A 12,670-nucleotide genomic window follows, 5' to 3' on the forward strand; every position below is an offset into this window, starting at 1 on the left:
ATGATGCGCAAGCTCCTCATCGCGAATCGCGGCGAGATCGCTTGTCGGATCATGCGAACTGCAAAGCGACTCGGCGTCGCGACCGTGGCGGTCTATTCGGAAGCCGACGCACGCGCGCTTCATGTCGAACTCGCCGACGAGGCCTGTCTGCTCGGACCCGCGCCGGCGCGCGATAGTTATCTGTCGGTCGAGAAGATCATCGACGTCGCCCGCCGTTCGGGTTCGGACGCCATACATCCGGGTTACGGCTTTCTTTCCGAAAATGCGGACTTCGCCGAAGCCTGCGCTGCCAGCGGACTGATTTTCGTCGGACCGTCGCCTTACGCCATGCGGTTGCTTGGCTCCAAGCGCGAGGCCAAGGCCACGATGGCCAGGGCTGGGGTGCCGGTGGCGCCGGGTTCATCCGGCGGCGGCGATGCTGAACTGCTGAAGGCCGCTCGCGGCGTCGGTTTTCCGCTGCTGGTGAAAGCGTCGGCCGGCGGCGGCGGCAGAGGCATGCGAATCGTGCGCGCGCCTGAAGAATTGGCGCCGGCTATCGAGAGCGCCCGACGCGAGGCGCACGCCGCCTTCGGCGACGACTCCCTTTTCATCGAGAAATATTTCTCGGGCTACAAGCACGTTGAAATTCAGATCTTTGCGGACTCTCACGGCGGCGCCGTATCGTTTCTCGAGCGCGACTGTTCCCTGCAGCGCCGGCACCAAAAAATCATCGAAGAAACGCCTGCGCCCGGGCTGACGCCGTCTTTGCGCAGGCAGATGAGCGACGCGGCGATCCGCGCCGCCCGCGCTGCGGAATACGTAGGCGCGGGCACCGTGGAATTTCTGGTCGGCGACGATCACTTTTATTTTCTCGAGATGAACACGAGGCTGCAGGTCGAACATCCTGTCACGGAGATGATTTCGAACCAGGATCTCGTCGAGTGGCAGTTGCGCGTCGCCTGCGGCGAGGCGTTGCCCTTGACGCAGAATGATCTGAGGATGAGCGGCTGCGCGATCGAGGCGCGCATTTGCGCCGAGGATCCCGCGCGGGGTTTCATCCCTTCTGTCGGAAAGATCGTCCGCTTCCGCGCGCCGCAGGAAGCGCCATTTGTGCGCATCGACACGGGCGTTCGCGCCGGCGATAGCGTCACGCCCTACTATGATTCGCTGTTGGCGAAGCTGATCGTTTTCGGCGAAACTCGCGAGCAGGCGCTGCGCTGCTTCCAGAAGGCGCTGGATGAGGTCGAGATCGTCGGCGTCGTCACAAACCTCGACCTGCTGCGGGCGGTCTCGAAGAGCGACAACATGGCGCGTGGAGATTACGGCACCGAATTCGTCGCGAATAATCTCGATGCGCTGACGCAGGAGGGCGTTGCGGACGTCGGGTTGGATCGCGTTCTGCTCGCGGCGGCCGCGTCGATCTTCCTGGCGAACGTTCGGCGTACGGCGATTGAAGCGAGCAAAGCGGTCGGCGACGAGTGGTCGCCCTGGGGCGCAACGGACGCGTGGCGGCTCTATAAGCGTTCTGGCCATGAACTCAAGGTTACGCAGGCGGGCCGAACGCTCACTGCGCAGATCCTTAATCCGCAGAACGGCGGTTTTTCGCTGGACTTTCACGACGTCGTCACCCCGGTGCAGGTTCAAGAGCTCGGCGATCGTCACGTGCTGCTCGTCGGCGGGGTGAAGCACGAGGTGTCACTCGTCGCCCTTGACGACGGCGTGGTCGTTATTCTCGGCGGCAGGAACTATGTCATCCGCTGGGCGCCTGTGGCGGCGTCATCGTCGGTCGAAGGGCCCACGAATGAGAGCGTGCTGGCCCCGATGCCCGGGACCGTCACGCGCATCGCCGTGAAGTCGGGCGACTCGGTGAGCAAAGGCGAGACTCTTCTTGTCCTGGAGGCGATGAAAATGGAAATCGCCATGGCTGCGCCGCATGACGGCGTTGTCAAGAGCGTCGCCTTCGCGGTGGGCGACATGGCGAAGGAAGGCGCCGAACTCGTCACGATCGAACGGGACGGCGTCGAATGAACGTTCCTTCGAGCGTCAGTATCGTCGAGGTTGGGCCTCGGGACGGACTGCAGAACGAGAAGCTGACGCTCTCGCCGAAGATTCGAGCCGATCTCATCAACCGCCTCGCCGCCGCTGGGCTTTCGCGCATCGAAGCGGGCAGCTTCGTCTCCCCCGCAGCGGTGCCGCAGATGGCGCACACTGACGAGGTCCTTGCGCTTACCTCAAGGCGGGATTTGCGGCTGAGCGTGCTCGTTCCGAACCTTCGCGGACTGAACGACGCTCTTGCGGCCGGAGCGGAGGAGATCGCCGTCTTCGCCGCCGCGTCGGAGACCTTTTCGATACGCAACATCAACTGCTCGATCGCCGAGAGTCTTGAGCGCTACGCCGACCTCGTCGCAGAGGCGCGGCGCCACGGCGTCGTGACGCGCGGCTACGTCTCCTGCGTCTTGGGCTGTCCCTATGAAGGAGAGATCGATGTCGGCCGAGTCGCGTCGGTCGCCGAAGCGCTGCTGGCGATGGGCTGCTTCGAGGTGTCCCTGGGCGATACGATCGGCGTTGGCGCGCCGCTCGGCGCCCGCCGAATGGTCGAGCGAGTGGCGCGCGTCGTTCCGCTCGAGAATATCGCGGTACACTTCCATGACACTTATGGACAGGCGCTCGCGAATATTTTCGCATGCCTCGAAGTCGGCGTCAGTATCGTCGACAGCTCGGTCGCGGGGCTCGGCGGGTGTCCGTTCGCGCCGGGAGCCGCCGGAAATGTCGCGACAGAGGATGTCGTCTATATGCTTGAGCGAATGGACGTCGAGACGGGCGTGTCGCTCGACCGCCTGCTGGAGGCGGGGGATTTCGCCTGCCGTGCATTGCAACGCGGCCCCGCAAGCCGCGTCGCGCTGGCTTACGCCGCAGAGGCTCTCGGCGGCGCCGCCGAGAGCCTCTGCGGCGTTGACTTGCCAAGGAGCTTTGGCGCGACAGATTAACCACAACAATTGCGGTGATTGACGGGATGTCGTCCTATTCTGAACTGAGCGCCGACCAGGAAGCTATCCGCGAAATGGCGCGAGACTTCGGACGCGATCGCCTGGCGCCTTTCGCGCTCGATTGGGATCGCGAACATGTCTTTCCCGTAGACGCGCTGCGTGACGCCGCCGCGCTGGGCATGGCCTCGATCAATGTGCGGGAAGCTTCGGGCGGCGCCGGCCTGTCGCGGTTCGACGGCGTGCTGATCTTCGAGGCGCTCGCGATGGGCTGTCCAACGATCGCGGCTTACCTTTCGATACACAATATGTGCGCGAGCGTCATCGACGCGTTCGGGAGCGAGCGCCAGATCAACAAATGGCTGCCGAAGCTCACGACGATGGAGTTTCTTTCGAGCTACTGCCTCACGGAGCCCGGTAGCGGCTCGGACGCCGCGGCGCTGCGCACGCAAGCAAAGCGTAGCGGCGACCATTATGTCTTGAATGGCGCGAAGCAGTTCATCTCAGGCGCCGGCGCGGGCGGCGACGATCATCTCTACTTGGTCATGGCGCGCACGGGAGAGCCGGGGCCGCAGGGCATATCCACCTTCATTGTCGAAGGCGGAACGCCGGGTTTGAGTTTCGGCGCGCTCGAGAGAAAGATGGGATGGAACGCGCAGCCGACGCGGGCGGTCATTTTCGACGACTGCCGCACGCCGGCCGAAAACCTTATCGGACGCGAGGGCGACGGATTCAAAATCGCCATGACGGCGCTCGACGGGGGCCGCCTGAACGTCGCCGCCTGTTCGCTTGGCGGCGCCCAGTCGGCCTTCGAGCACACTCTGCGCTACATGAAGAGCCGCAAGGCGTTCGGGCGCGCGCTTGACGAATTTCAGGCGCTGCAGTTTCGGCTCGCCGACATGGCCACCCAGCTTGAAGTCTCGCGCACATTCCTTTGGCGCGCCGCGGCGGCCCTCGACGCTAAAGCGCATGGCGCGACGACGCTATGCGCGATGGCGAAACGCGTCGTGACCGACGCCGGTTTCGCGGTCGCCAATGAGGCGCTGCAGTTGCATGGCGGCTATGGCTATTTGAGCGAATATGGAGTCGAGAAGATCGTTCGCGACCTTCGCGTCCATCAAATTCTCGAAGGAACGAATGAAATCATGCGCGTCATCATTGCTCGTTCGCTGCTGAAGTAACCCTATGGATCTCGTCGCTTCGCGAGAGGGTGGTCTCGGACGCATTCTCCTCAACAGACCGCAGGCGCTCAACACGCTGACGCTGCCGATGGTGCGGGAATTCCGCCGCGCGCTCGATGCATTCGGGAGCGACGAGAGCATTTGCGCGGTGCTCGTGACCGGCGCTGGCGATCGCGGGCTTTGCGCCGGCGGCGACGTGAGGATTCTGTATGAACTGGAGGCCTCGCAAAAGCGTCTCTTCGCCGATTTCTGGCGCGAGGAATATGAACTCAACGCCCGCATCGCCTCCTTTCCCAAACCCTATGTCGTCGTCATGGATGGCATCGTCATGGGCGGCGGCGTGGGGATTTCCGCCCACGGCAATCGGCGGATCGTGACGGAGCGCAGCCGCATCGCCATGCCGGAGGTCGGCATTGGATTCTTTCCTGATGTGGGCGCGACCTGGCTTCTCTCGAGAGCGCGCGAAGTCGGCGCCTATTTGGCGCTTTCCGCGACGTCGGTGGCGGCCGCCGACGCCATAGAGGCCGGTCTTGCCGACATTCTGGTTCACGCGGAGGACGTTGAGGCGCTGATCGGCCGTCTCGGGACGATCGGGACCGCCGCCGACGTCGACGCTGCGTTGCGGCGGCTCGCGCGACAGCCCGGGAGCGGGCGGCTCACGCTGCACAGGCGACTGCTCGCCGAGGCGGCTGCGCATGAAAAGGTCGAGGACATCATCGCGGCTTTCGAGCGGGAGGGATCGGAATTCTCCCTGCAAGCCGCCGACGAGATCAGAGCGAAGTCGCCGACCGCGCTCAAAGTGACGCGGGCATTGCTGCTGCGCGCCGCCGCGGCGCCCGATCTCGAGACCTGTCTGACGAACGAATTCAGGGCGGCGTGCCGCATGCTCGCGACTCACGATCTTTACGAAGGCATTCGCGCCGCGATCATCGACAAGGATAGGCGGCCGAAATGGTCGCCGGAGACGCTCGGCGCGGTCAGCATGGAATCGGTCGACGCTGTACTTGCGGGCGACGATACGCCGCGTCCCATGTTTAAAAGCTGGGATTCCTCGCCATATTTTCGTTGGCAGGGGTAGAAGTCAGCCGGCGAGGAGATTGTCATGAGCGCTGCCGCACCCGTCGCCATCGTCGGCGCCGCGCGCACCCCGATTGGCGGATTTCTCGGAGAGTTGAAGGACGTTCCCGCGCCGCAGCTCGGCGCCAGCGCCATTGAGGCCGCTGTGAGCCGCGCCGGGCTTGCGCCGAACGACATCGATGAAGTCGTCATGGGATGCGTTCTATCAGCGGGACTCGGCCAGGCGCCGGCGCGCCAAGCCGCGCTCGGCGCCGGACTGCCCCAGACGACGGGCGCAGTCACCGTAAACAAGATGTGCGGCTCCGGAATGAAGGCGGTGATGCTCGCGAGTGACCAGCTTGCGGCGGGCGGCGCGCGCGTCGCGGTTGCTGGCGGCATGGAGAGCATGAGCAACGCGCCTTATCTGCTTGATCGCGCGCGCTCGGGCTATCGCATGGGACACCGCAAGGTCCTCGATCACATGTTTTTGGACGGTCTTGAGGACGCCTATGAGAAAGGCCGGCTGATGGGCTCCTTCGCCGAGGATTGCGCGACCGAGTATCAATTCACCCGCGAGATGCAGGACCAGTATGCGGCGACGTCGCTGGCGCGCGCGCAAGCCGCGACGGCGGACGAGTCCTTCGTTCAGGAGATTGTGCCCATTACGCTGGGCAAAGGTTCAAATGCGCGAACCATCGTCAGCGACGAACTTCCCCAAAAGGCGAAGACGCAGGATATCGTGCGGCTCAAGCCGGCGTTCAGGGAAGACGGAACGATCACCGCGGCCAACGCCAGCGCCATATCGGATGGGGCGGCGGCGCTTGCGTTGATGCGGATGGACGCGGCCGAGCGCGCAGGCGCGACGCCGCTCGCGCTCATCCGCGGCTACGTCACTGTCGCAGGCGCGCCGAGCCGGTTTTCAGTCATGCCGATCGAAGCCGTTCGTAAGCTGATGGATCGGGTCGGCTGGGCGTCGAACGACGTCGATCTATACGAGATCAACGAAGCTTTCGCCGTCGTTGCAATGGCGGCGATGCGCGACCTGGACCTGCCCCATGACAAGGTCAACGTCCGAGGCGGGGCTTGCGCGCTCGGCCACCCGATCGGCGCGTCGGGGGCGCGGATCATCGTCACGCTCCTCGCCGCACTGGAGGCCATGGACCTGAAGAGAGGCGTGGCGACGCTCTGCATCGGCGGCGGCGAGGCGACCGCAATGGCGATCGAACGCGTGGCTTAGCGCCAGCGCCTCAGCTGCATGATCTTGCGCAGCCGGCCCGTGGATAGGTCCATGGCCGCGGCGACAGGCGAAATGCTCATGGCGCGCGATCGCTCCAGCGTGAGCCGCGTGTTGCGTCCGATCTTTTCCTCGATCGCGGAAAACGCCGCTCTCTCGCCTCCGCCGCCATATTCAATGCTCGCGCAGATCACGCCGCCGGCGTTGGCGATGAAATCCGGCACGCTGACGATTCCCCGTTCGAACATCATGCGTTCCGCCTCGGCGGTGGCGGGAATATTGGCTCCTTGCACCACCAGTTTGCAGTTGAGCATCCCGACATTGTCCGCGCGCAGCACGTCAGGACGCGCCGCCGGAACGAGGATATCGCAGGGAAGGGCGATAAGCGCTTCGGGGTCGATGGCGCGCGCTCCCTCGCAGTCGACGACGCTCTTGCCTTGCTGCTTCAACGCGGCGAGCGCCTCGACGTCGAGCCCATTGTCGTCCGCCACCGCGCCGCGACTGTCGGATACGCCGACCATTCGCGCGCCTTTGCGGACAAGAAACCGCGCCGCATGGATTCCCACCGCGCCAAACCCCTGCACGACGATGCGTGCGTGGTTGAGAGAAAGATCGGCGAAGGGCGCCGCCGCGCTGGCGGCGATCATCACGCCGAAACCGGTCGCTCCGATTTCATCGAGAGGAATGCCGCCAATTTCGGCCGGGAGACCGACTGAGCGGCCGATTTCGTCGTGCACCCAGGCCATCGCCGTCTCGTCCGTGCCCATGTCGGGGCCCGGAATGTAGTCGACGAGCTGCTCGATGGATTTGGCGAAAACGCGAATGAGCCGTTCTTTGTCCGCCTGGGGCATGTCAGGATCGCCGAAGATCACTGATTTCGCGCCGCCATGCGGCAGCCCGCATGCCGCGTTCTTCAACGTCATCGCCCTGGCGAGTCGAAAACATTCCTTAACGCTGACATCGGGCGCTATACGCGTCCCGCCGATCGCGGGACCTGCGGCGACATTGTCGATCACGACGACAGCGCGCAGTTCGACCGAAGGCGACCAGATATGGACGATCTTCGCGGGACCAAATTCGTCTCGAAATGAGAAAGGATCGACTTCTGAATTCGCGGGCATGATCGGTAGATTGGACGCCCGGCGATACAGTCAAGTCCGCAGGCAAGGCCCCTTTTCTTGCGCTGCGGCGCCACCCACATGACAAAAAAGTTGGCGTGACGCCGTGACCTTGCGCATCGTCGCGCTACTTCGCTCATCAGGAGCGGGGCGATGGGAAGCAGAGCGATGGGCTTTGATCTCAATGTAGATTTCGTCCAGCTGTTATCGCCGACCGGCGAGATAAGCAAAGCGGCCAGCGAATCGGCGAAGAACATCGAGCGACTGGTTCAGTTTTATCGCGCGATGACGCGAACCAGGATCTTCGACAACAAAGCGATCAGTCTTCAGCGCACCGGCCAGCTCGGCACGTTCGCTTCGGCGCTCGGCCAGGAAGCAATCGGCGTCGGCGCGGCGTCGGCGATGGAGGATTGCGACGTGCTGGTGCCATCCTATCGCGATCATGCGGCGCAGTTTTATCGCGGCATGGCGATGTCAGAATGCCTGCTCTATTGGGGCGGCGACGAACGCGGCAGCGATTTCAAGAAAGCGCGCGGCGACTTTCCGAACTGCGTGCCCGTGGCCACTCAGGTTCCGCAGGCGGTGGGCGCCGCATATGCGCTGATGGCGCGCAAGGAGGATCGCGTCGTCGTCACGTTCATTGGCGACGGCGGGACCTCCAATGGCTCCTTTTACGAAGCGCTGAACATGGCGGGCGTCTGGAAGACGCCCGTCGTCATCATCATCAACAATAACGGCTGGGCGATCTCGACGCCGCGCGAACTCGAGAGCGCGGCGGAGACGCTTGCGCAAAAGGCGGTCGCCGTCGGCATTGAAGGGCGCCAGGTCGACGGCAATGACGTCATTGCAGTTCATGAAGTCGTGCGCCGCGCGATCGACAAGGCGCGTACAGGCGGCGGCCCAACGCTGATCGAGGCGCTTACCTATCGTCTTGGCGATCACACCACCGCCGACGACGCTTCGCGCTATCGCGATCCCGAAATCGTGCGCGCCCAGTGGACGCGCGAGCCGATCGCTCGGCTGCGGGCTTATCTCGTGAGCGAAGGCGCCTGGTCCAAGGAGCAGGAGGCGGAGCTTCTCAAGGAATGTGCGGAAGAGGTCGATCGGGAAGTCGCGGCCTATCTGAACGCCTCGCCGTTGAGCGTGGACGCGATGTTCGAGCATCTCTACGCCAAGCTCCCGGCCTCCCTGCAGTGGCAACGCGAGGAGGCGCGCCGTTACGCTCAACCGAGAGGGAACGGCCATGACTGAAATAACTCTGGTCGAAGCGGTCAATCTCGCGCTCGCGCGCGCGATGGGCGAAGACAAGGACGTCCTCCTGCTTGGCGAGGACATCGGCGTCAACGGCGGCGTGTTTCGCGCCACGAACGGCTTGCAGGCGCGCTTCGGCCGGGAGCGCGTCATCGATACGCCCCTCGCGGAAGGCGGCATCGCCGGCGTCGCGGTCGGCATGGCGGCGATGGGGCTGAAGCCGGTCGCCGAAATCCAGTTTTCCGGCTTCATCTATCCGGCGATCGATCAAATCATCAATCACGCTTCCCGTATGCGCAATCGCACACGGGGGCGGCTGACCTGTCCGATGGTGCTTCGTTCGCCTTGCGGGGCCGGCATTCACGCGCCTGAGCATCACTCGGAAAGTCCCGAGGCGATGTTCGCCCACATGCCCGGCCTTCGCGTCGTCGCGCCGTCTTCTCCGGCTCGCGCCTACGGGCTGCTTCTCGCCTCCGTGCGCGATCCTGATCCGGTCATCTTCCTCGAGCCGACGCGGCTCTATCGCCTCTTCCGCGAGGAGGTCGAGGACGACGGCGTGGAGCTGCCGCTCGACGCCTGCTTTGTGTTGAGGGAAGGCGCCGACGCGACGGTCGTCGCCTGGGGCGCGATGGTGCCCGAAACGCTCGCCGCAGCGGAAAAGCTGGAGGAAGAGGGCGTGACGATCGAAGTAATCGACGTCGCGACCCTGAAGCCGCTCGACGTCGAAACGATCCTGCGCTCGGTCGAAAAGACCGGGCGCTGCGTCATCGTTCACGAAGCGCCGCGCACGGCGGGGTTCGGCGCCGAGATCGCCGCCGAAATCGCCGAGCGCGCGCTTTATTCGCTGCTCGCTCCGATCAAGCGGGTGACCGGCTATGACGTCGTCGTGCCGCTCGCAAAGCTTGAGAAGCAGTACATTCCGAGCGTGGATCGCATCATCGACGGCGTTCGGCAAGTGATGGAGGCGTCATGAACATCTTTCGTCTTCCCGATCTCGGAGAGGGGTTGCAGGAGGCCGAACTCGTGGAATGGCGCGTGGCCGCCGGCGAGGACGTCAAAGTCGATCAGCCGCTCGTGGCCGTTGAAACCGCCAAGGCGGTCGTTGAAATCCCCTCGCCTCAGGCCGGCCGCGTCGAACGGCTGTTCGCCTCCGCCGGCGACGTCATCCGCATCGGCGCGCCGCTGGTCGGGTTCGAGGGCGCGGGCGAAGACACTGGGTCGGTGGTCGGCGCCGTTCAGCACGGCTCCGGGGTTGTCCGTGACCAGCCGATCTCGGTGGGACACGTTGGAGGAGCGGTGCGCGCCACGCCGGCGGTGAGAGCGCTCGCGCGCAAGCTCAACGTCGATCTCGGCATGGTGACGCCCTCGGGCCCCGACGGTCTGATCACCACGCAAGACATCGAGCGCGTCGCGCGCATTCTGAGCGAGACGGAAGCCGCCGAGCCGCTGCGCGGCGTGCGCCGCGCCATGGCGCACAATATGGCGCAGGCGCAGGCGGAAGTGGCGGCGGCCACCATCGTCGACGACGCGGACATCAACGCTTGGGCCGCGGGGACCGACACGACCATCCGGCTGATCCGCGCGCTGGCGCAGGCCTGCAAGGCCGAACCCGCGCTCAACGCCTGGTTCGAGCCGCACGCCTTCGCGCGCCGCGTCATGAAGAAGATTGACCTCGGCGTCGCCGTGGACCTCTCGGAAGAGGGCCTTTTCGTTCCCGTCCTGCGGGATGTTGGCAATCGCGACGCGCAGGATTTGCGCAAGGGGCTGGACCGGATGCGGCAGGACGCAGCGGCGCGACGCATACCGCCGGAGGAACTGCGGGGGGCGACGATCATGCTCTCGAATTTCGGCATGATCGCCGGGCGCTACGCCGCGCCCATCGTGCTGCCGCCGACCGTCGCGATCCTTGGGGCGGGTCGGATCCGCGACGAGGTCGTCGCGGTTGATGGCGCGGCCGCGGTGCATCGCATTCTGCCGCTGAGCCTGACCTTCGATCATCGCGTGGTGACAGGCGGCGAAGCCGGCCGCTTCCTGGGGGCCGTGATCGCCGATCTGACGCTGGCGTCCTAAGCCTGCACGGCGTCCGGCTGCGCTTCCGGACGCGCGGCGATGAACGCGGGATGCCCCGCGCACGCCGTCTCGACGGCAAGGATGCGCGGGCAGGCGTCGAGCGAAACGTCGAAACGCCGCGCGTTATAGACCTGCGGAATGAGACATATGTCGGCAAGCGACGGCTCTGCGCCAAAGGCGAAGGGGGCGGGGGCGATGAGCGTCTCGACCGCCGTCAGGCCCTCGGCGATCCAGCGCCTGCGCCAGGCGGCGATCTGATCGTCCCTTGCGCCGAACTCCCCTTGCAGCGCCTCCAGCACCCGCAGATTGGCGAGCGGATGGATCTCGCAGGCGATCGTCAACGCCACCGCGCGCGCCTGAGCGGCCGCGACTGCGTCCCTCGGCAGCAGCGGCGGCTCCGGCTTCAGCGCGTCGAGATAGTCGATGATCGCCAGCGACTGGGTAATCAGCCGGCCGTCGTCGAGCTCCAGCGTCGGCACGATGGCGAGCGGGCTTTTGGCGCGATAGCCAGGATCACGCTGTTCGCCGCGCAATAGGTTAACGTGCCGCTGTTCGACAGCGATACCTTTGAGCGCGATCGCGATGCGCACGCGGTAGGCTGCCGACGAGCGGTAGTAGTCATAAAGGATCATGGGGCTTTAACCGGGTCGGCGACGCAATATTTAAATAGCATGTCAGCCAAAGCTGTATAGGGCTTCGTCATGGACTCGACCCTTGGCGGCGCCGGGACCGCCGAAAATCCGATGGGAACCGACGGATTCGAATTCGTCGAATTCGCCCACCCCGATCCTGCGCAACTCGCCTCGCTGTTCGAGAAGATGGGATTCGTCGATGTCGCGCGCCATCGCTCGAAAGACGTGACGCTCTATCGGCAGGGCGAAGTGAATTATGTCCTGAACGCCGAACCCAACAGCTTCGCCGCCGAATTCCAGAAGGCGCACGGGCCGTCGGTCTGCTGCATCGGCTTCCGCGTCCTCGACGCCGCAAAGGCGATGCGCCGCGCCGTTTCGCTCGGCGCGAAGCCTGTCGCCTCCGGGGTCGGGCCAATGGAGCTGAACATCCCCGCCATCGAAGGCGTCGGCGGTTCGCTCATCTATTTCGTCGACCGCTACGGCGATCAGGGTTCGATCTGGGACGTGGACTTCAGATGGACAGGCGAGCGCGATCCGAAGCCATTCGGCGTCGGCCTGACGGAGATCGATCATCTCACCCACAATGTGCGACGCGGCCGCATGGATACGCTCGCGAAATGGTATGAGCGTATCTTCAATTTCCGCGAGATTCGCTATTTCGACATCGAAGGCAAACTGACCGGCCTGCGCTCTCGCGCCATGACCAGTCCTTGCGGTAAGATCCGCATCCCGATCAATGAAAGCTCTGACGAAAAAAGCCAGATCGAGGAATTTCTCGACGCCTATAAGGGCGAAGGCATCCAGCACATCGCTTGCGGCTGCAGCGATATCTACGAGGCCGTCGTCGCGATGCGCAACAATGGGCTCGACTTCATGCCGGCGCCGCCGGACGCTTATTATGACGCTCTGGAGCACAGGCTGCCGGGGCACGGAGAGCCGACCCAGCGCCTCAAGGAGCTCGGCATTCTTATCGACGGCGTCACGACCAACGCGCGTCGCCTGTTGCTGCAGATTTTTTCGAAGACTGTCATCGGGCCAATCTTCTTCGAATTCATTCAGCGCAAGGGCGACGAAGGTTTTGGCGAAGGCAATTTCCGTGCGCTGTTCGAATCGATCGAAGAGGATCAGATCCGCCGCGGCGTTCTCGATCGGGCGGCAGGCTAGG

11 protein-coding genes are annotated in these 12,670 nt (G+C 64.4%); 9 read left to right on the forward strand and 2 right to left on the reverse strand.

Annotated elements, in window-relative coordinates:
* From AC0X69_RS16200 to AC0X69_RS16220, 5 genes are read left to right on the forward strand one after another with little or no spacing between them, the layout of a single operon-like run.
* A complete protein-coding gene (locus AC0X69_RS16200; RefSeq protein WP_482608787.1) occupies positions 1-2,007 on the forward strand; it encodes an acetyl/propionyl/methylcrotonyl-CoA carboxylase subunit alpha in 2,007 nt (668 codons plus the stop codon).
* Positions 2,004-2,966, forward strand: coding sequence for a hydroxymethylglutaryl-CoA lyase (locus AC0X69_RS16205; RefSeq protein WP_482608789.1), 963 nt, complete (start codon positions 2,004-2,006; stop codon positions 2,964-2,966). The genes AC0X69_RS16200 and AC0X69_RS16205 overlap by 4 nt, the downstream gene beginning before the upstream one ends.
* A 26-nt stretch (positions 2,967-2,992) precedes the next feature.
* On the forward strand, positions 2,993-4,144 hold the full coding sequence (locus tag AC0X69_RS16210) for an acyl-CoA dehydrogenase family protein (protein WP_482608791.1): 1,152 nt from the start codon (positions 2,993-2,995) through the stop codon (positions 4,142-4,144).
* Positions 4,145-4,148: 4 nt separating this feature from the next.
* Positions 4,149-5,222 (forward strand): 3-hydroxyisobutyryl-CoA hydrolase, encoded by a 1,074-nt coding sequence (locus AC0X69_RS16215; protein WP_482608793.1) that lies wholly within the window; start codon positions 4,149-4,151, stop codon positions 5,220-5,222.
* Positions 5,223-5,246: 24 nt separating this feature from the next.
* Positions 5,247-6,437 (forward strand): acetyl-CoA C-acyltransferase, encoded by a 1,191-nt coding sequence (locus AC0X69_RS16220; protein WP_482608795.1) that lies wholly within the window; start codon positions 5,247-5,249, stop codon positions 6,435-6,437.
* Here AC0X69_RS16220 and AC0X69_RS16225 read toward each other — a convergent pair.
* Positions 6,434-7,555, reverse strand: coding sequence for a Glu/Leu/Phe/Val family dehydrogenase (locus tag AC0X69_RS16225; protein WP_482608797.1), 1,122 nt, complete (start codon positions 7,553-7,555; stop codon positions 6,434-6,436). The two genes, AC0X69_RS16220 and AC0X69_RS16225, sit on opposite strands and share 4 nt — an antisense overlap.
* 150 nt (positions 7,556-7,705) lie before the next feature.
* Between AC0X69_RS16225 and pdhA the strand changes: the two genes are divergently transcribed.
* From pdhA to AC0X69_RS16240, 3 genes are read left to right on the forward strand one after another with little or no spacing between them, the layout of a single operon-like run.
* The gene (gene pdhA / locus AC0X69_RS16230) at positions 7,706-8,803 is read left to right on the forward strand and encodes a pyruvate dehydrogenase (acetyl-transferring) E1 component subunit alpha (protein ID WP_482608799.1); all 1,098 of its coding nucleotides are present in this window, start codon (positions 7,706-7,708) and stop codon (positions 8,801-8,803) included.
* Positions 8,796-9,776, forward strand: a complete 981-nt coding sequence (locus AC0X69_RS16235; protein ID WP_482608801.1) for an alpha-ketoacid dehydrogenase subunit beta — start codon at positions 8,796-8,798, stop codon at positions 9,774-9,776. The genes pdhA and AC0X69_RS16235 overlap by 8 nt, the downstream gene beginning before the upstream one ends.
* Positions 9,773-10,873, forward strand: a complete 1,101-nt coding sequence (locus tag AC0X69_RS16240) for a dihydrolipoamide acetyltransferase family protein (protein WP_482608803.1) — start codon at positions 9,773-9,775, stop codon at positions 10,871-10,873. The genes AC0X69_RS16235 and AC0X69_RS16240 overlap by 4 nt, the downstream gene beginning before the upstream one ends.
* Here the strand turns inward: AC0X69_RS16240 and maiA are convergent.
* On the reverse strand, positions 10,870-11,505 hold the full coding sequence (gene maiA, locus AC0X69_RS16245) for a maleylacetoacetate isomerase (RefSeq protein WP_482608805.1): 636 nt from the start codon (positions 11,503-11,505) through the stop codon (positions 10,870-10,872). The genes AC0X69_RS16240 and maiA overlap by 4 nt on opposite strands.
* Before the next feature lie 69 nt (positions 11,506-11,574).
* On the opposite strand from maiA, the gene hppD reads away from it, so the two are divergent.
* Complete coding sequence (gene hppD / locus AC0X69_RS16250) at positions 11,575-12,669, forward strand: 4-hydroxyphenylpyruvate dioxygenase (protein WP_482608807.1); 1,095 nt, start codon at positions 11,575-11,577, stop codon at positions 12,667-12,669.
* Position 12,670 lies beyond the last annotated feature (1 nt).

This window comes from Methylocystis sp. Uni0008, from assembly GCF_056838045.1.

Excerpts from the sequence above, each read along its gene's own strand:
- AC0X69_RS16240 (WP_482608803.1), top strand. The coding sequence starts at position 9,773 with ATGAACATCTTTCGTCTTCCCGATCTCGGAGAGGGGTTGCAGGAGGCC.
- AC0X69_RS16210 (WP_482608791.1), top strand. The coding sequence starts at position 2,993 with ATGTCGTCCTATTCTGAACTGAGCGCCGACCAGGAAGCTATCCGCGAA.
- AC0X69_RS16235 (WP_482608801.1), top strand. The coding sequence starts at position 8,796 with ATGACTGAAATAACTCTGGTCGAAGCGGTCAATCTCGCGCTCGCGCGC.
- AC0X69_RS16215 (WP_482608793.1), top strand. The coding sequence starts at position 4,149 with ATGGATCTCGTCGCTTCGCGAGAGGGTGGTCTCGGACGCATTCTCCTC.
- hppD (WP_482608807.1), top strand. The coding sequence starts at position 11,575 with ATGGACTCGACCCTTGGCGGCGCCGGGACCGCCGAAAATCCGATGGGA.
- AC0X69_RS16225 (WP_482608797.1), bottom strand. The coding sequence starts at position 7,555 with ATGCCCGCGAATTCAGAAGTCGATCCTTTCTCATTTCGAGACGAATTT.
- maiA (WP_482608805.1), bottom strand. The coding sequence starts at position 11,505 with ATGATCCTTTATGACTACTACCGCTCGTCGGCAGCCTACCGCGTGCGC.
- AC0X69_RS16200 (WP_482608787.1), top strand. The coding sequence starts at position 1 with ATGATGCGCAAGCTCCTCATCGCGAATCGCGGCGAGATCGCTTGTCGG.
- pdhA (WP_482608799.1), top strand. The coding sequence starts at position 7,706 with ATGGGAAGCAGAGCGATGGGCTTTGATCTCAATGTAGATTTCGTCCAG.
- AC0X69_RS16205 (WP_482608789.1), top strand. The coding sequence starts at position 2,004 with ATGAACGTTCCTTCGAGCGTCAGTATCGTCGAGGTTGGGCCTCGGGAC.
- AC0X69_RS16220 (WP_482608795.1), top strand. The coding sequence starts at position 5,247 with ATGAGCGCTGCCGCACCCGTCGCCATCGTCGGCGCCGCGCGCACCCCG.